At 62.3% G+C, this 17,387-nt stretch carries 15 protein-coding genes; 11 read left to right on the top strand and 4 right to left on the bottom strand.

Translation table 11 applies throughout. The features are described 5' to 3' along the window. Nucleotides 1-144 precede the first annotated feature (144 nt). From ABD833_RS10960 to ABD833_RS10950, 3 genes are all read left to right on the top strand, one after another. Nucleotides 145-564, top strand: coding sequence for an META domain-containing protein (locus ABD833_RS10960; RefSeq protein WP_345072974.1), 420 nt, complete (start codon nt 145-147; stop codon nt 562-564). A gap of 368 nt (nt 565-932) precedes the next feature. Then, nucleotides 933-1,175 carry a hypothetical protein gene (locus tag ABD833_RS10955; protein ID WP_345072972.1) on the top strand — a complete coding sequence of 81 codons (243 nt, stop codon included), beginning with the start codon at nt 933-935 and terminating at the stop codon, nt 1,173-1,175. Between the two features lie 90 nt (nt 1,176-1,265). After that, on the top strand, nt 1,266-1,892 hold the full coding sequence (locus ABD833_RS10950) for a site-specific integrase (RefSeq protein WP_345072970.1): 627 nt from the start codon (nt 1,266-1,268) through the stop codon (nt 1,890-1,892). Nucleotides 1,893-2,055: 163 nt separating this feature from the next. On the opposite strand, the gene ABD833_RS10945 is transcribed toward ABD833_RS10950, so the two are convergent. Continuing rightward, a complete protein-coding gene (locus ABD833_RS10945; RefSeq protein ID WP_345072968.1) occupies nt 2,056-3,510 on the bottom strand; it encodes an L-lactate permease in 1,455 nt (484 codons plus the stop codon). Nucleotides 3,511-3,598: 88 nt separating this feature from the next. Beyond that, nucleotides 3,599-4,591 carry a 2-hydroxyacid dehydrogenase gene (locus ABD833_RS10940; RefSeq protein WP_345072967.1) on the bottom strand — a complete coding sequence of 331 codons (993 nt, stop codon included), beginning with the start codon at nt 4,589-4,591 and terminating at the stop codon, nt 3,599-3,601. A gap of 1,227 nt (nt 4,592-5,818) precedes the next feature. Between ABD833_RS10940 and ABD833_RS10935 the strand changes: the two genes are divergently transcribed. The 7 genes from ABD833_RS10935 (at nt 5,819) to ABD833_RS10905 (ending at nt 11,172) form a co-directional block, all read left to right on the top strand. Continuing rightward, nucleotides 5,819-6,322: a helix-turn-helix domain-containing protein gene (locus ABD833_RS10935; RefSeq protein ID WP_345072965.1), complete on the top strand. Its 504-nt coding sequence runs from the start codon at nt 5,819-5,821 to the stop codon at nt 6,320-6,322. Nucleotides 6,323-6,327: 5 nt separating this feature from the next. Then, on the top strand, nt 6,328-6,759 hold the full coding sequence (locus ABD833_RS10930; protein ID WP_345072964.1) for a transposase family protein: 432 nt from the start codon (nt 6,328-6,330) through the stop codon (nt 6,757-6,759). A 98-nt stretch (nt 6,760-6,857) separates the two neighbouring features. Continuing rightward, nucleotides 6,858-7,520: a Rossmann-fold NAD(P)-binding domain-containing protein gene (locus tag ABD833_RS10925; protein WP_345072963.1), complete on the top strand. Its 663-nt coding sequence runs from the start codon at nt 6,858-6,860 to the stop codon at nt 7,518-7,520. Between the two features lie 265 nt (nt 7,521-7,785). Beyond that, entirely contained in the window at nt 7,786-8,451 is a 666-nt protein-coding gene (locus ABD833_RS10920; protein WP_345072962.1) for an HAD family hydrolase, read from the top strand. 192 nt (nt 8,452-8,643) lie between these two features. After that, entirely contained in the window at nt 8,644-10,410 is a 1,767-nt protein-coding gene (locus tag ABD833_RS10915; protein ID WP_345072960.1) for an AMP-dependent synthetase/ligase, read from the top strand. 91 nt (nt 10,411-10,501) lie between these two features. Beyond that, complete coding sequence (locus ABD833_RS10910; protein WP_345072959.1) at nt 10,502-10,675, top strand: DUF6728 family protein; 174 nt, start codon at nt 10,502-10,504, stop codon at nt 10,673-10,675. 143 nt (nt 10,676-10,818) lie between these two features. Further along, the gene (locus tag ABD833_RS10905) at nt 10,819-11,172 is read left to right on the top strand and encodes an MmcQ/YjbR family DNA-binding protein (RefSeq protein WP_345072958.1); all 354 of its coding nucleotides are present in this window, start codon (nt 10,819-10,821) and stop codon (nt 11,170-11,172) included. Between the two features lie 214 nt (nt 11,173-11,386). Here the strand turns inward: ABD833_RS10905 and leuS are convergent, their stop codons facing one another. Continuing rightward, nucleotides 11,387-14,209 (bottom strand): leucine--tRNA ligase, encoded by a 2,823-nt coding sequence (leuS, locus tag ABD833_RS10900; RefSeq protein WP_345072957.1) that lies wholly within the window; start codon nt 14,207-14,209, stop codon nt 11,387-11,389. A gap of 326 nt (nt 14,210-14,535) precedes the next feature. On the opposite strand from leuS, the gene ABD833_RS10895 reads away from it, so the two are divergent. Further along, nucleotides 14,536-16,422, top strand: coding sequence for an SWIM zinc finger family protein (locus ABD833_RS10895; protein WP_345072956.1), 1,887 nt, complete (start codon nt 14,536-14,538; stop codon nt 16,420-16,422). Nucleotides 16,423-16,499: 77 nt separating this feature from the next. Here ABD833_RS10895 and ABD833_RS10890 read toward each other — a convergent pair whose 3' ends face one another. Continuing rightward, nucleotides 16,500-17,180: a spheroidene monooxygenase gene (locus tag ABD833_RS10890; protein WP_345072955.1), complete on the bottom strand. Its 681-nt coding sequence runs from the start codon at nt 17,178-17,180 to the stop codon at nt 16,500-16,502. Nucleotides 17,181-17,387: the final 207 nt, after the last annotated feature.

Here is a 17,387-nt window from a genome sequence, read left to right as displayed (position 1 = left end):
GCGCGTCCGTAGCGCCTGGCGGGCCTACGCGCCCGATAAACTCACCAACCAAGTCGAATAAGGTCTACTACAACGCAACCATTTCTGCCGGGCCAGGGCTCTTGTAGTTGTCTCACCTTTGTTTCACTATCATTCCTGTTGACTATGCGAATTTCTCTCCTCTTGATCGGTGTAGTAGGACTACTCAGCGGCTGTAAAAAAGAAGAAGCGGCTTCCTCCATTCAGAATACCCGCTGGATGTTGGTGCAGGTAGAGGATTTCGCCATCAATCTATCCAGCTACTCGCCCACCTTCAACTCGTACGTGCAGTTCAACCCCGACAACAAAACGAATGGCTTGGCTCCTTGCAACTCGTTTGGGGGTACCTATACCTTGGGCCGCGACACCCGGCTCAATGTGAGCGTACAGGCTTCCACCCGGGCTACCTGCGCCGCGCAAAGCATAGAAGACCGGTATCTGAGCGCTTTGCCGCGTACTGTGCGCTACGAGCTCAGTGGCCAGGAGCTGCGCTTGTTCGATGCTGACTCCGTAGCGCCCATTCTTATTTTCAGGGCCGCCGAATAGCGCGGCGTCCCATAGTACGCACCCAAGTGCGCTACGAAGTTACCCGCCGCAACAGCCCGGCAACGTTCCAAAAAACCGGAGCGTTGCCGGGCTGTTGATTTGCCAGGATGCGGTAAGGAAGGTGGGGCGTTCCGACGGTCCGGGCGCCGGGGCAGCTACGGCAGCAGCTCCTGAAAAGTACCGTATCATGGGTCGCATCCCGTTGTGCTGTCGCATTACCAATAGCTTGGTTTCAACTTGCACATTGAAACTCGCGTCGGCAAGCAAAGGCTGCCTTGTAAAGCGATAGGTTCCGATAATATTTAACTATCGCTATCTTCGATTTTCGAGCCGTTTTTTGCTCGGCTACTCCTTTATATACAGGGTACATGAAACTCGACCCGTTCCCGGTACCCGTTTCCCCGACCATGGACTCGCTGGCGGGCCTCTCGGAGCAGACGGCCCGCTACGTCGAGGCCGGTTTGCAGGGTGCGCCCAATACGGCGCGGGCCTACGCCTCGGACCTGCGGCACTTCACCCACTGGTGCCTGGCCAACCGAGTGGAAATGGTGCCGGCAACGGTAGACACGCTCGCCGGCTACGTTACCTACCTGGCCGACGCGGGCAGGTAGGTAGCCACCATTCACCGCCTCTCGGCCATCGGCAAGGCCCATGTACTACGCGGACTGGACTGCCCGACCGACAACAAGCAGTTTCAGGTCTTGCTTGACGGCATTCGCCGCGTGCACGGGGTACGGCAAAAGCAGGCGCCGGCCTTTACGCTCGCCCAGCTCAAGGGCCTGGTACGGGTCATCGATGCGAAGACTACCACCGGATTGCGGGATCGGGGCATTTTGCTGCTCGGCTTTACCGGGGCGTTCCGACGGTCCGAGCTGTCGGCCCTGAACGTGCAGGACCTGCGCTTCACGGAAGATTGCCTGATTGTCTCACTGGCGAAGAGCAAAACCAACCAATTGGGCGAATACGAGGAAAAGGCCATTTTCTACTCGCCCGAAGCCAAGGTCTGCCCGATTCGCTCCCTGCAGGCCTGGCTGCGCCAACTCGGGCGCGAGTCAGGACCGGTGTTTGTGTCGCTGCGCAAAGGCGAACGGTTGACGCAGGCGCGGCTTTCAGACAAGAGCATCAATGCCGTGGTGCAGCGTTACCTGGGGCCCAGCTACTCCGCCCACTCGCTGCGCGCTTCCTTCGTGACCGTGGCCAAACTGGCGGGAGCCGACGACAGCGAAATCATGAACCAGACCAAGCACAAGACCAGTTCGATGATCCGGCGCTATACCCGCCTGGATGATGTGCGGCAGCACAATGCAGCGCAGAAGTTAGGTCTGTAATGCTCACTCGCAAAAACGGTATAATCCGAACCTCACACCTGCCCTGTGCTTCTGCATGGTTCAGGTCCTGTCTCATTGAGGTTCTCTCATCGCCGGGTGAAACCAACTCCATATACACGGTGACCGGTACTTCGCAAGTAAACGGTAAAACGGCATTCAACTTTCAGCCAGAAACCAGCAGCCAGCCCATGCCCAGCAGGCCCGCCGCCAGCGCGGCCAGCAGGGTGGGCAGTAGGGTGTTGGCCAGCACGGCTTTGTGGTCTTTGATGTTGGCCACCGAGGCCGCCGCGATGATGTTGAACAAACAGATGGCATTGCCCAGCGATGCCCCCACCAGTTGCAGGGCGAGCACCAGCGGCGGACTGATGCCCAGCGCCACCGCCGTGTGCTGCTGCGACGCCCCGAATACCAGGTTGGAAATGGTGGTACTGCCCGTGATGAACGTGCCCACCACCCCAATAAAGGGCGCAAAAATCGGGTACAGCCGCCCCAGCCCGCTCAGCAGCTCGGCGAGGTAGCCCACCATGGACGGCTGCGTGACGCCCGAATTTATCATGAGCTGCGCGATGACCACCGATGGAAACAGCACCACAAATACGCTGCCCATCTTGCCCAGCGGCTCGCGCAGGGGCAGCGCGCCGGTTTTGCGTACAAAAGCCACGCCCAGCGCTACCGCCACAAACGGCAAGAACGGCGACTGCAGCGGCTTGATGCCGCCCCGGATGCCCGAGCCGAACAAGTCCTCAAATGCCAGCTCCCAGCTGAGGGCCTCGCGCAGCGGCGGCAGCAGCCTGGGCAGCAGCAGTAGCAGGGCCAGCCCGCCGTAGGGCAGCCAGGGCCACAGGTTCAGCCGGGTGCCTTTTTGCCGGAAATACAGCACCGCCAGGGCCAGCATGAGCAGGGCGCCCAGCACCGTAGCCAGCTCGGGTACCAGCCAGGCCAGCCCGCAAAACGGCAGCATGATAAACGCATACAGCAGCAGCACCTGCGGCCGGTTGGCCAGCGGGCCCTGCGCCCGGCCCACCAGCCGCAGCACCAGCGCCAGCACCACCAGCCCCGCCACGGCAATGAGCAGCGCCGCCGCCACGCCGATGGTCTTCACCTCGGCCAGGGCCAGGTTCAGCGGCACCTTCAGGCCGATGAGTACGGGCGTGCCCACCGCCCCAAACGCGGCAAACAACCCGTTGAGCAGCAGCACCACCGACACCGACAGCACTGCCTCGAACCCCAGCGCTATGAGAATAAGCGGCACAATGGCGCCGGGCGTGCCGAAGCCCGCCACGCCCTCAAAAAAGGCGGTGAGGCCAATGGCCAGCAGGAAAAAGCGCAGCTCTTTGGACGGGTGCAGCTCGTCAAGCGAATGCGTGAGCTGCGTTATCAGCCCGGTGTGCTGCATCACGCTGTAGAGAAATACCGCCCCCAGCACTATCAGCAGGATATTGACCGTGGTGAGCAGCGACACCGCCAGCGTGCCCAGCAGGTGGCTGCCGCCCGCGCCCCAATAGAAGAACAGGCCCGTGGTCACCGCGCAGCTGACCAGCACCGCCGGTTTCACGCCTTTGGTCAGGGAAATGGCCACCAGCAGCAGGATGGGCAGTAAGGCGAGGAGGTAGGTCATGAATACAAAACGTCAGATAAAAGGAACGTCGTGCGGCGATGGGCGCTGCACGACGTTCCTTTTATGGACCAAAAACGAACAACCAACCTTAAGCCTCCACGGCATTCACCAGCTCTTTCTGCTGCTCGAAGTCGCTGATATTCTGGAGTGTAATCTGGGCGATGTTGTGCATGGCATCGGTGGTGAAAAAGGCCTGGTGGCCGGTGATGAGCACGTTGTTGAAAGCCAGCAGGCGCATAAATACTTCGTCCTGAATGACTTTGTTGGAGAGGTCTTCGAAGAAAAGGTCGCCTTCTTCTTCGTACACGTCCAGGCCCAGGTACTTTATTTTCTCGCTTTTGAGGCCTTTGATGACGGCTTTGGTGTCGATGATAGCGCCGCGGCTGGTGTTAATCAGCATCACGCCGGGCTTCATTTTGGCAATGGCCTCAGCGTTTATCAGGTGGTGGGTTTCGGGCGTGAGCGGGCAGTGCAGCGAGACGATGTCGGACTCGGCGTAGAGTTGGTCGAGGCCGGTAAGCTCCACGCCCAGGGCCTCGGCTTCGGCGCTGGGCTGCACATCGTAGGCCAGCACCCGGCAGCCGAAGCCACGCAGGATGCGGGCCGTTATCAGCCCGATCTTGCCCAGCCCCACCAGCCCCACGGTGCGCCCGTACAGGTCGAAGCCCAGGAGGCCCGTGAGGGCGAAATTGCCTTCCCGGATGCGGTTGTAGGCCCGGTGGGTTTTGCGGTTCAGCGTGAGAATAAGGGCTAGGGTGTGCTCGGCCACAGCGTGGGGCGAGTAGGCCGGCACGCGCACCACCACGATGCCGTGGGCGGCGGCGGCCTTCAGGTCCACGTTGTTGTAGCCGGCGCAGCGCAGGGCCAGTAGCTTCACGCCGGCCGTGGCCAGCAGCGCCAGCACCTCGGCGCTCACGGTGTCGTTGACAAACACGCACACCGCCTCGGCGCCCTGGGCCAGCACGGCGGTGTGGGGGTCCAGCGGCACTTCCAGGAAGCGCAGCTCGTGCCCAAAGTCCTGGTTTACCTCGTCGAACGACTCCTGGTCGTATTTCTTGGCGTTGAAGAAGGTGATTTGCATGGTAAAGGAAGGGGTTAAGCGAGGCCGACTCCTGGGGGTGGACGAAGCCGAAGCGGTGTCGGCAAAGGTCAGCCCAATTGGCGTAGGAATCCGTTCAGCTAAACGTACCTGTTCTGATACGCCTGCCTGGAAAGTACGCTCAACTGGTCTACGGCGCGTTTTGCTGGTTCAGCGTAGAATTATGTCTACATACTAACTGCTGTTACGCAGTCTGTTTCTTGTTGCTGGTTGCTTGTTTCTGGTTGGCCGTTTTTTGGGCGCCCATTCAACCAGAAACGAGAAACAAGCAACGAGAAACAACTTGAAACACCAGTTGCCAAAGTTGCCTGCGTAACAGCAGCTACTAAAAGAACTCCGGTAAGCAATGCCCCACCAGCTAACCGTTTTCGACCGGGCCTGGTTTCCAGCCGCTTCAAGCCCTTGTAAAGCGGCAAGATTCGACTGTACAGCACTGGGTTGGAAGCCCGAGGGAAGAAAACGAAATCAGCTGCCGGAAGGTGCTCGGCGGCTTAAGTGCCGATATCGCGCGAGCAGCCATTACACTGGTGTTATACTCGTCACGAAGTGAAATGCGAAAAAGAAAGAGGTGAGGGTACGGGGACAAGCCCTACCGGGTACGACCCCGTGCCCTACGGCGGTTTTGCAAACCACTTCGGGCTGCGTGTAACAGCGCGTGACAAAATTAACTGATTCCGCAAAAATGTCACGTTGGTCTTGTGACACCATTTGCTAATCGATTTATTTTGTCACGCAGTCCGAGGGCAGGGCGGGCGGGCGGTGGCGGGCGCTGCCGGGAAGTAATTGTCCCACAAGTACTGGCGAAGTTCGGTCGTAAAATGCCCTCCATCACATCCTGGGACTATACACCTAATCCTTCTGTAGATATGCTATTCAAGGTAGCGGGCGGCACCTGACAGACAGCCAGCATTTCGGCAGTGGCATTTCAGTGCAGCCCATGCAGGTGTACCAGTACGTACTGGAAATATATAAGCGTCCCTCGGGGTTGGCGGTACATCAGGGACGCAGAAAACGGCTTCTTTTTTACAGGCAACGCAGACGAATAAGCCCAGCAGGAGACTTAAAAGCCGAAAACCGAACAAAAACTCATTTGGCGAAAATCTGGACATCGACGATAATTTGGCGACGTAACGGCACTCGCACCTTAATGAGACTTGATTCGGAAAAGGGTGCTAAGTTAACTCGTGCGAGGCAGCCGTAACTTTGGGGATGGATTACATCTGCCTACGCGAGAAGCCGCGCCAGTTCCTTGCCCTGACCAGCCTACACGTGGCCGAATTTGACGATTTACGCACCGATTTCGCCCCGGCCTGGGAGCGCTACCACCGCTGGCACACGCTCGAAGGCAAGCGGCGGCAGTTTGCGGCGCATCGCGAACGGCCCAATGCCGTGCTGGCGGGTAGCGACGTGAAGTTATTTTTCCTGCTTACCTATCTCAAAAACAGCAGCTTACAGCAGCATCAAGCGGCCAGCTTCGGCATCTCGCAAGCGCGCGTGAGTCAGTTGAGCACGGCGCTGCTAGGCGTACTGAACCAGGTGCTGGCCCGTCGCGGGCTGCTGCCCGTGCGCGATGGGGGCGCGTTAGCCCAGCACCTGGCCGCCCATGGCGAACTGGTTTTCGCCTACGACGGGGTCGAGCGCGGCGTGCCGCGCAACCAGGACCGCGAGGCCCAGGCGGAAGAATACAGCGGAAAAAAAAAGCCCACTGCCTAAAAAACATGACTTTGTGCGATTCAACGCAGTACGTGCACTACCTCTCGCCCACGGAAGGCGGACGCTGCTACGACAAGCGCCTGGCCGACGAGTACGCGCTACGGCTGCCCGCTGGCAGCGTGTTGCGCCAGGACCTGGGCCTACTGGGCCACGCCCCGGCGGGGGTGCTGGTGGAGATGCCCCACAAAAAGCCACCGAAACAGGAATTGACGTTTTTACAAAAGCTTTACAATCAGCTGATGAGCCCGTTGCGCGTCGTCATTGAGCACGCCCACAGTGGCATCAAGCGCTTGCGCATGGTCCAGGACACGCTGCGTTTACGCGGCGAGTGGCGGCGCGACACGGTGATGGCCGTGGCCTGCGGCCTGCACAACCTGCGCGTCCGTAGCGCCTGGCGGGCCTACGCGCCCGATAAACTCACCAACCAAGTCGAATAAGGTCTAATTGCAGAACTGAAAAAGATTGCAGCCAAATATGGAGGCATGAGAGGAAACCAGAGTTAAAACATCCGCCCCGCTTACCCGTCTGCCTGCTCATGAAGATCAAAGCAATTCTGACCGGGGCCACCGGCATGGTGGGGGAAGGCGTGCTGCTGGAATGCCTGAACAGCCCCGCCGTGGAACAGGTGCTCAGCATCAGCCGCAAGCCCAGCGGCCATACCCACCCCAAGCTGCGCGAAATCATCCACGCCGACTTCCACGACCTGACGCCCATCCAGGACCAGCTCACGGGCTACCACGCCTGCTTTTTCTGCCTGGGCGTGTCGTCGGTGGGGATGAAGGAGCCCGAGTACCGCCGCGCCACCCACGATCTGACCCTGCACTTCGCCCAGACGCTGCTGCCGCGGAATCCCGGCCTCACGTTATGCTACGTGTCGGGGGCGGGCACTGATAGCTCCGGACACGGCCGCAGTATGTGGGCCCGGGTGAAAGGCCAGACGGAAAACCAGCTGCTGGCCGCCGGCTTTGCCGGCGCCTATATGTTCCGCCCCGGCTTCCTGCGCGCCACCCCCGGCCAGCGGCACGTGCTGTCGTACTACCAATACTTTGGCTGGCTCTACCCGGCCCTGCGGAGTCTGGCCCCGAAATACGCTTCCACGCTCACGGAGCTGGGCCAGGCCATGCTGCACGCCGTGCAGCACGGCTACTCCAGGCCGGTGCTGGAGGTGCCGGATATCGTGGCGCTGGCGAAAGGGTAGGGAGAAGGGCAGGGAAAAAAAGAACGTCATGCTGAGCGAAGCCGAAGCATCTCTACCGCTTCGTTGTGATGGTAATTACTACTGCGGTAGAGATGCTTCGGCTTCGCTCAGCATGACAATGACTATTGCAACGATACCACGCGAGATTCCTCGGTCCCTGGCTTGATACGCCACATGCTCAGCATGACGTTCTTTTTCTCACCCTGCCCTGCCCGCCGGGTCCCGGCCGCAATCCGCTACCTTTGGCCGGTACCCAATCCGCCGCATGATCCGCACCGTCATCTTCGACATGGACGGCGTGCTCGTCGATACCGAGCCGCTCCACCACGACGCCTTTTTCCGCCACTTCGCCGAGCTGGGCATTGCCATGAGCCGCGAAGACTACGCCACCTTCCTGGGCTCCTCCACCCGCAACGTGTACCAGCAGCTGCGCCAGCAGTTTGACTTGCCGCAGGACGTAGAAACCCTGATACTGCGCAAGCGGCTGCACTTTGCCAAGGCCTTCGAGGAAGATGCCGCCCTGGAGCTGCTGCCCGGGGCCCGGGCCCTGATTGAGGAGCTGCACGCGGCCGGCGTACCGCTGCAGCTGGCCTCCTCGGCTTCCAAGGAAACCATCGGCCGCGTCTTCACGCGCTTCGAACTCCACCCGTACTTCGATAATCTGGTCAGCGGCGAGGACTTCCCGCGCTCCAAACCCGACCCCGCCATTTTCCTGCACGCCGCGCAGCTGGCCGGAATGCCGCCCCACGAGTGCCTGGTGATTGAGGATTCGGCCAACGGCGTGACGGCCGCCAAAGCCGCGGGCATGTACTGTGTGGGCTACAAGAGCGAGCATTCCGAAGGCCAGGACCTGCACCACGCCGACCATGTGGTAGCGCACCTGGGCCAGCTCAGCGCGGCGCAGCTCCTGGGGTTTGGGGTAGGTGATTAATTGGCAGGTACTTACCCCGGTTCTGGTGGTAGGCCCGCATGCGTCCGCCTGCGGCCTTGCCGCCAGCGCCACTGCGAATGCCGTACTTCGTACGGCCGGTAAAATTATGGCCTGCCATCGTTGCCGACGCTAGTCCGGGCTACTTTTGTGGCCGTGCCAGTCCATTTGCCGCCGTTTCCAGATTCATCCCCCATGTCCATCCGCCGCACCTTCGACCTGCTTGCCCACCTAGCCGCCACCACGCCTCGGGCCGATTGCCTGGTGGAGAAAAAATCCGGCACCTGGCAGCCGCTGAGCGCGGCCCGGGCGCAGGAGCTGAGCGACCACGCCAGCCTGGGCCTGCGCCAGCTCGGCCTCGGCCCCGGCGACAAAGTGGCCATCATCTCAGCCAACCGCCCCGAGTGGGTGGTGGCCGACTTCGGCATCGCCCAGCTCGGGGCCGTGAGCGTACCCATGTACCCGACCATCACGGTGGAAGACTACCGCCATATTTTCCAGGATGCCGGCGTGCGGGTGGTGCTGGTGGAAAACGAAAAGCTGCTGGCCCGGGTGCAGGAAGCCATAGCCGGCCTGCCGGACGGCCCCGAGCACGTCATCACCTTCGACGAGGTGGCCGGCACGCGCTCCTTTGCCGGGCTGCTGGCCCTGGGCCAGGCCGCCGACCCGGCCAGCCTGGTCCCGCTGAAAGCCGCCGTGCAGCCCGACGACCTGCTCACGCTCATCTACACCAGCGGCACCACCGGACGGCCCAAGGGCGTGATGCTCAGCCACCGCAATATTCTCTTCAACTGCGAAAACCTCACCGGCCACCTGCCGCTGCCGGCCGGCAGCAAGGCGCTGAGCTTCCTGCCCCTGAGCCATATTTTCGAGCGCACGGCCACGTATCTGTACCTGCTGCTGGGCTTTAGCATCTGGTACGCCGAAAGCGTGGAGCTCATTGCCGACAACCTGCGCGAGGTGCAGCCCCAGGTGTTCACCACCGTGCCGCGCCTGCTCGAAAAGATTTACGATAAGATCGTGGCCAAAGGCCAGGAGCTGACCGGCGCGAAGAAAAAGCTGTTCTTCTGGGCCCTGAATCTGGGGCTGCGGTACGACACCCAGCAGGATCAGGGCGGGTGGTACAATGCGCAGCTGGCCCTGGCCAACCGGCTCGTATTCAGCCAGTGGCGCGCGGCAATGGGGGGGCAGGTGTGCTACATTGTGAGCGGGGGCGGGGCCTTGCAGCCCCGGCTGGCGCGGGTGTTCTGGGCCGCCGGCATCCGGGTGATGGAAGGCTACGGCATGACCGAAACCTCGCCCGTGATTGCCGCCAGCCAGCCCGTGCCCGCGGGCAATCTGATCGGGGCCGTGGGGCCGGTGCTGCCGGGCGTGGAGGTGAAAATCGCCGCCGACGGCGAAATCCTGACCCGCTCGCCCTCCGTGATGCAGGGCTACTACCGCCGCCCCGACCTGACCGCCGAAACCATCGACGCCGCCGGCTGGCTGCACACCGGCGACATCGGCGAGCTGGTGCAGGGCCGCTTCCTCAAAATCACGGACCGCAAAAAGGAGATGTTCAAGACCTCCAACGGCAAGTACGTGGCCCCGCAACCCCTGGAATCGCGCCTTTCGGAGTCGCCGCTGGTGGAGCAGGTGATGGTGGTGGGCGAGGGCGAGAAGTTTGCGGCGGCGCTGCTGGTGCCGGCCTTCGGGGAGCTGCGGGCCTGGGCCGGCCGCCAGAATCTGCCCACCGACCTCTCCGATGCCGCGCTGGCCGCCCACGCCCAGGTGCAGCAGCTCTACGAGCAGCTGGTGCAGCAAACCAACGCCGCCTTCGCCCAGTGGGAGCAGATCAAGAAAGTGGCCCTGCTGCCCACGCTGTGGAGCGTGGAATCGGGCGAGCTGACGCCCACGCTGAAGGTGAAGCGCAAGATTATCAGCCAGAACAATCAGCAGCGCATTGAATCATTGTTCCGGTAAGCCGGGGCAAGAACTACCGCAATATCTGGCCGCCGGCAAATCTTTCCGCGGCGGCAGCTGTTACTTTTACGTACCATCACCTTCTGCTATCATGCGTAAAGGCCTCTTCGATTTCGGTCCCGCTCTCGGTTATTTCTTCCGCAAAAACGACCCCAACCGCCAGACTAACTTCAATCTGCGCAGCATGCACTTCATCAATAAGCTGAGCATGGCCATGTTCCTGGTCGGCCTGTGCGTGGTGCTTTACCGCCTGTTTACGAGGTAGTAGTTGTCAGCGGAAATAATACCAGAACGTCATGCTGAGCGAAGTCGAAGCATCTCGCGTGCTTCGTTGCAGTGCCAACTCAACGAAGCGGGCGAGATGCTTCGACTTCGCTCAGCATGACGTTCCTGAAAACCATATTTCGCATGAACATCGAAGACTTTCGCGACTACTGCCTGCTCAAGCCCGGCGTGACGGAGGAAACGCCCTTTGGTCCCGAAACGCTGGTGTTCAAGGCCGGCGGCAAAGTCTTCGCCCTCACCGACATCGACACCTTCGGCAGCATCAACCTGAAGTGCGACCCGGAACGGGCCGCCGAACTGCGCGACGAATACGACTACGTGCTGCCCGGCTACCACATGAACAAGAAGCACTGGAACACGGTCCGCATCGGTACCGGCGTCACCGACCCGCAGCTGCGCGAATTGATCGACCATTCCTACGACCTGATCATTGCGTCGCTGCCCAAAGCCAAACGCACCGAGCTGCTGGCTGGTTAGGTAAACTGCTCCCAAAAAATCGTCTGTCATCCTGAGCAAAGCGGAGTGAAGGACCTTCCTCTGCGTGTACTGCCCGCATCTTTCAATGCACAAAGCCCTTTGCCATACGCTGGTAAAGGGCTTTGTGCATGTATATGGCTTTCCGCCAGAAGGAGGAAGGTCCTTCATCTGGCGTACGCCAGATGAAGGATGACAGACGAGTGGGTCGGCTACTCTACACCACCACGTTCACCATGCGGCCGGGCACGACGATGAACTTCCTGGCTTCCTTGCCGTCGGCAAACCGCACCAGGAAGTCGGAGGCGCGGACGGCGGCTTCAATGTCGGCGGCCGTGGCGGTGGCCGGGAACTGCAGGGTTTCGCGCACCTTGCCGTTGATGGCCACGGGGTAGTTTACGGTGTCTTCCACCAGGTATTCCTCGCGGAACCCGGGGTAGGCGGCCTGGCTGATGCTGCCGGCCGCGTGGCCTAATTCCACCCACAGCTCCTCGGCCAGGTGGGGCGCGTAGGGCGAAAGCAGCACCACCAGTGGCTCCAGCACGGCGCGCTTGTGGCAGTCGAGGGCCGTGAGCTCGTTCACCGTAATCATCAGGGCGCTGACGGTGGTGTTGAAGCTGAACTTCTCGATGTCCTCCTCAACTTTGCGGATGGCCTTGTGCAGGGCCTTCAGCTCGGCGGGGGCCGCGGCTTCGTCGGTCACGGCGAAGTCGCCGTCCTGGGGATGGTAGAGGCGCCAGAGCTTCTTGAGGAAGCCCGCCACGCCGCTCATGCCGTTGGTATTCCAGGGCTTGTACTGCTCCAGCGGCCCGAGGAACATCTCGTACAGCCGCAGCGCGTCGGCCCCGTACCGTTCAATCAGCACGTCCGGGCTCACCACGTTGTACTTTGATTTCGACATCTTCTCGACTTCCACGCCGCAGACGTAGGTGCCGTTGTCTTCGAGGATGAATTCCGCGTTGGCGTATTCCTCCCGCCACTTTTTAAAGGCTTCCAGGTCGACCACGTCGTTTTCTACGATGTTCACATCGACATGCAGCGCCGTGGTTTCGTGCTGGTCCTTTTTGCCGAGCGTCACGAACGTGTTGGTGCCGTTGATGCGGTACACGAAGTTGGACCGGCCCAGAATCATGCCCTGATTAATGAGCTTCTGAAACGGTTCATTGGCCGTCACCAGGCCCAGATCTTTCAGGAACAGGTGCCAGAAGCGGGAGTAGAGCAGGTGGCCGGTAGCATGCTCGGCGCCACCGAGATATAAGTCAACATTCTGCCAGTATCGCTCGGCTTCTTCGCCCACGAAACGCTCGGCGTTGTGCGGGTCCATGTAGCGCAGGTAGTACCAGCTGGAGCCGGCCCAGCCGGGCATAGTGCTCAGCTCGTAGTCGTAGAGGCCCTTGTACTTCCAGTCCTTGGCGCGGCCCAGGGGCGGCTCGCCGGTTTCGGTGGGCTTGTACTCGTCGATTTCGGGCAGCACCAGCGGCAGGTCGGCTTCGGCCACGCCGTAGGCCACGCCGTCCTTGTAGTAAATTGGAATCGGCTCGCCCCAGTAGCGCTGCCGGCCGAAGATGGCGTCGCGGATGCGGAAGTTGGTTTTACCTTTGCCGATGCCGTTGGCTTCGAGGTGCTGAATCAGCTTGTGGGTGGCTTCCTTGTAGGTGAGGCCGTTGATCAGCTCGGAGTTGATGTAGCGGCCTTCCTTGGTCGGGTCGGCCTGCTCCTCAATCTGCTGGGCATCGGTAACGGCAATAATGGGCAGGCCGAAGTGCTGGGCAAATACGTAGTCGCGCTGGTCGCCGCTGGGCACGGCCATCACCGCGCCGGTGCCGTAGCCGGCCAGTACGTAGTCGGCAATCCAGATCTGCACCGGCTCGCCGCTGAGCGGGTTGATACCGAAGGAGCCGGTGAAGGCGCCCGAAACGGTCTTGGTGTCGGCCATCCGGTCGCGCTCCGAGCGGCGCTTGGTAGCATCGATGTAGTCCTGGATGTGCTCCTTCTGCTCCGGCGTGGTCAGCTCCGCTACCAGCTCGTGCTCGGGAGCCAGCACCAGAAACGTCGCGCCGTAAATCGTGTCCACGCGGGTGGTGTAGACCTTGATGGTTGGTTGTTGGGTATTGGTTGTTGGTTGTTGGTCCTCGGCGGATTCCTCAGCTGGATTCTGAATTCTGAATTCGACTTCGGCCCCGATGCTTTTGCCGATCCAGTTGCGCTGCATTTCCTTCACCGCGTCGGGCCAGTCGAGGGTGTCGAGGCCCTGCAGGAGGCGGTCGGCGTAGGCGGTGATGCGCAGGTTCCACTGGGGCATCAGGCGGCGCTCCACGGGGAAGCCGCCGCGCTCGGAGAGGCCGTCTTTTACTTCGTCGTTGCTTAACACCGTGCCCAGACCGGGGCACCAGTTCACGTAGGTATCCTGCTGGTAGGCCAGGCGGTAGGGATGCACGGCCTGCAGGCGCTGCTTCTCGCTGAACAGCTTCCACTGCCCGTTGGTGAAGCTGTGGTGCTCCTCTTCGTCGCCGGCCGCGCGGATACCGTCGCTGCCGTTTTCGGCGAACTTAGCGAGCAGGGTTTTCAGCGGCTCAGCTTTGTTCGTGTCGAGGTTGTACCAGGAGTTGAACAGCTTGAGGAAAATCCACTGCGTCCACTTGTAGTAGGCCGGGTCGGAGGTGCGCACCTCGCGGCTCCAGTCGTAGCTGAAACCCAGGGAGCTGAGCTGGCGGATGTAGGTGCCGATGTTCTGCTCGGTGGTGAGGGCCGGGTGCTGGCCGGTCTGGATGGCGTACTGCTCGGCGGGCAGCCCAAACGAGTCGAAGCCCATGGGATGCAGCACGTTGAAGCCCCGCAGCCGCTTGTAGCGCGACACGATATCGGAGGCGATGTAGCCCAGCGGGTGCCCCACGTGCAGCCCCGCCCCGGAAGGGTACGGGAACATGTCGAGCACGTAGTATTTGGGCTTTTCGGAGGCGTTATCGGCCCTGAAGGTGCGGTGGTCTTTCCAGTGGGCTTGCCACTTCTTCTCGATTTGCTGGGGACTGTAGCCGGGCATGGGCTTCCAATTAGAGTTGGTGCTGAGCTGGCGAAAGTAAGCGGAAATGCCGGGAAAGCGCCTCATCCCCGGCCTCCGCTCCGAAAAAGGCGCGGGGGAGCCGGCCGATAGGGGCGTTGGGGGCGGGGTGTTTGGGGTTGGGCGGAAGCAGTTCGATACGGCGGTTTACCGCGGTTTCCCGGTGGGTGGGGGCCGAAAGCTGCCCCGGCGGCAGCCCGCTTTGCCAGAGTGCGGCCGGGGGCTGCTATATTCGGGCCGACAGTAGCTGCGGCCCGCTGGCCCCGCCCCGGACGAAATGCAGCGCTCCTTAATCAGTCTTTACGCCCATGTTTACGCGCCAGTACCTTCAATCCCTGGCCTCGCCGGCGAGCTTCGCGCGGGGCGAAGCCTATTTCCGCGACGGCTCCGTGGGTAGCATCAGCCGGGAGGCCGACACGTTCACGGCCAAGGTGCGCGGCTCCTCCGGCCGCTACCAGGTGAAGCTGACGCTGCTGCCGGCGGGTGACCGGCTGCGCTGCACCTGCCCCTACGATTTTGAGGGCATCTGCAAGCACCGGGTGGCGCTGGGGCTGGCGGTGCTACACAAATTCGGGCCGCAGCTGCAAGCCGCAGCTTTACCGAATTCCCTGGAAAACAGTCCCAAAGCGTTGGAAACCGCCCTGCGCGATACCGCCGCCGACACGCAGCTGGCGTTTCTGGCCGAGCTGCTGCGCGCCCGCCCCGACCTGCGCCAGCAGTTTCTGGCCCGCGTCGCGCCCGCCGGAGCCGCCGGAGTCGCGCCGCCGGTCGCCGCTGCTGCCCCCGCCGAAGCCACCCCCGACAGCATCAGCACCGAGGTGTACGAAGCGTTGTCGGACCTGGCTTTTGATGACGAGCAGCTGAGCGAACACGCCGAATTTTACGAAGACTACCGCTATGACGAGGGCGACGGGATGCTGGAGCTGGCCGACGCGGCCATTGCCGAAGTGCTGGAACCCTACGCGCTGGCCGTGGCGGCGGCCGTGCAGGGCGGCCGGCTAACCGAGGCGCTGCGCTGCTGGATAGGCGTGTGCGAGGGCGCGGCCGCGGCCACCGAGCCGGCCGACGACGACTACGACCTGTTCAGCTACGAAGGCTACCCGCAGCACGTGCTCGAATGCTGGCTGAGCCGGCTGAGCGAGCTTGGGGTGGAGGCGCTATTGGAAACGCGGCCGTTTGCGGCCGCCGAAACCGAAGCCGCGCTGGCGCTGCTGTTTGGGCGCTATCCGGCCCCGGCGCCGCTGCCGGCCTATTTCCAGCCGCTGCTGTACGGCCTGGCCCACGACCCGGCCACGGCCACCCGCCTGCTGCCGCTGCTGGCACAGACGCCGATAACGACTATCGATCTGGCCCACGTGCTGCTGCGCGTGGCCGAAGTGCTGGCCGACGACGCGCTGTGGCTGCGTACGGCCGAGGCGTTTGCCGACCAGGACGTCGCGCTGACCATCCGGCTGCTCGACCACTACCGCCAGCACCACGACCGGCCGAATATGCTGCGCGTACTCAGCCAGTGGCAACCGCGCTTCTACCCGCAGCTCAACCCGTATATTCTCACCCACCTGACGCCCGCCGAAGACGAGCCCCTGTACCTGGCGGCCCTGGAGCAGCGCTGCCGCAACGCCCACAGCCTCGACGACTACCACGAGCTGAAACGCTACTGGAGTGCCGCGCGGCGGCAGCAGTTTGTGGAAGAGCAGCTGGCGCCGGGCGGTCGGTCGGAGGCCGGGCTGCTGTTTGGGGCCGAACTGCTGGCCGCCGAAAACCGCGACGCCGAGCTGCTGCCCTACCTGCTGCGCCACAACTGGGGCTGGCAGCGCACCAGCCCGGCCGTGCTGGCGCTGGCCGCCCGCACCCGGCCCAACGAATGCCTCGATGCCGTGATGGAACACACCGAAGCCTTATTGCAGGACAGCCTCAACGGCCGGGGCCGCGACGTATACCAGCGCATTGTTTCCTGGCTGACGGCGCTCAATGCCTTCGAGTCGCTGCGGCCGCAGGTGGCGCTATTTGCCGCGCATCTCTACGCCGAATATTCCCGGCTCAGCGCGCTGCGCGAGGAGCTGCGCGGGGCCCGGCTGGTGCGCGTAGAAAAGCTGGGCTCGCAGTACCGGCTGCTGCCGCCCACCTCCAAGGAAGACGAGCTGCGGGCGCTGATGCGCGACCGGCAGCAAGCCGCCAAATTGAAAAAGCGGTAAGCGGCTTTTTATCGGCCCGACGAGCGGGCGGCATCTACTTGTCGGGCGGCCGGCCGGCCGCCGCGGCAGCCGCGCTCCTACCGCGGCCGGCCGTCCCAGGTGCCTTCGGTGCCCAGCACCCGGAAGCGGGCAAACATCTCCTCGCTGTACCACTGCTCCTGGCGGGTGAGGCGGATAACTTCGCGGTGCTTCTCGCTGCGGTAGGCGTAGTCCTGCATGGCCTGCGCCGAGTCCCAGAGGCTCACGGTGGCCTGACGCACCACCGGTAGCTCGCCCAGGCCAATAGCGGCCCGCACGCCCGGCGCGTGGGCAATAGTAGCGCTGACCGGGGCCACGTAGCGCCAGAACCGGGGCGCTTTCAGCCAGTGAATGGAGGCGCGGGTCAGCACGGCCACGGGGCCCTCGGCGGTAGGGGATTCAGTTGCGTAGTCGAACGGGTTGACCCCATCCCACAGCCCGTGTGACTTGAGCGGAGCCAGCCGGGCCGTCCAGATTTCCTGGGCCCGGCGCTGGTAGTCGAGCCAGAGGGCGTGGGTCTGGAAGAAGGCTTCCGCCGCCGCTTCCGACTCCCACACCGCCATCAGGCCGTAGCGGTGCAGATTGGGCAGGGCCCCGAAGCCGCCGGCCCCGCTGCCCAGCAGCTTCTGAAACCGCAGCCCCGCCACCCGTTGCAGAGGCCGCTGCGCCGTGCCCATCTGGGCCAGCCCCCAGCGGATGTTGCCGGGCCGCAGGGTGATAATGGAGAGGGTGGTCAGCAAGTAAGAATTGAGAATTAAGAATGAGGAATCGGGGTGGTGCCACGACTTTTTTGGTCGTGGTACCACTATTCGTTGAACGGAATCCACGCGTCAGCACCGATAGTGGTACCACGACCGATACACGACGCTGTTCAACGATAGTGGTACCACGACCAAAAAGTCGTGGCACCACCTTGCCGGCAAAACAACAAAAAAGGGCCGGAATTG

The organism is Hymenobacter fastidiosus (genome assembly GCF_039539565.1).
Classification (GTDB): Bacteria; Bacteroidota; Bacteroidia; order Cytophagales; family Hymenobacteraceae; genus Hymenobacter; species Hymenobacter fastidiosus.
The sequence above is the reverse complement of the archived record's forward strand: the minus strand, read 5'-3'. Positions and strand labels throughout refer to the sequence as shown.

Coding starts and splice junctions, on each gene's coding strand:
- ABD833_RS10960 (WP_345072974.1), top strand. CDS start 145: ATGCGAATTTCTCTCCTCTTGATCGGTGTAGTAGGACTACTCAGCGGC.
- ABD833_RS10955 (WP_345072972.1), top strand. CDS start 933: ATGAAACTCGACCCGTTCCCGGTACCCGTTTCCCCGACCATGGACTCG.
- ABD833_RS10945 (WP_345072968.1), bottom strand. CDS start 3,510: ATGACCTACCTCCTCGCCTTACTGCCCATCCTGCTGCTGGTGGCCATT.
- ABD833_RS10940 (WP_345072967.1), bottom strand. CDS start 4,591: ATGCAAATCACCTTCTTCAACGCCAAGAAATACGACCAGGAGTCGTTC.
- ABD833_RS10935 (WP_345072965.1), top strand. CDS start 5,819: ATGGATTACATCTGCCTACGCGAGAAGCCGCGCCAGTTCCTTGCCCTG.
- ABD833_RS10930 (WP_345072964.1), top strand. CDS start 6,328: ATGACTTTGTGCGATTCAACGCAGTACGTGCACTACCTCTCGCCCACG.
- ABD833_RS10925 (WP_345072963.1), top strand. CDS start 6,858: ATGAAGATCAAAGCAATTCTGACCGGGGCCACCGGCATGGTGGGGGAA.
- ABD833_RS10920 (WP_345072962.1), top strand. CDS start 7,786: ATGATCCGCACCGTCATCTTCGACATGGACGGCGTGCTCGTCGATACC.
- ABD833_RS10915 (WP_345072960.1), top strand. CDS start 8,644: ATGTCCATCCGCCGCACCTTCGACCTGCTTGCCCACCTAGCCGCCACC.
- ABD833_RS10910 (WP_345072959.1), top strand. CDS start 10,502: ATGCGTAAAGGCCTCTTCGATTTCGGTCCCGCTCTCGGTTATTTCTTC.
- ABD833_RS10905 (WP_345072958.1), top strand. CDS start 10,819: ATGAACATCGAAGACTTTCGCGACTACTGCCTGCTCAAGCCCGGCGTG.
- leuS (WP_345072957.1), bottom strand. CDS start 14,209: ATGCCCGGCTACAGTCCCCAGCAAATCGAGAAGAAGTGGCAAGCCCAC.
- ABD833_RS10895 (WP_345072956.1), top strand. CDS start 14,536: ATGTTTACGCGCCAGTACCTTCAATCCCTGGCCTCGCCGGCGAGCTTC.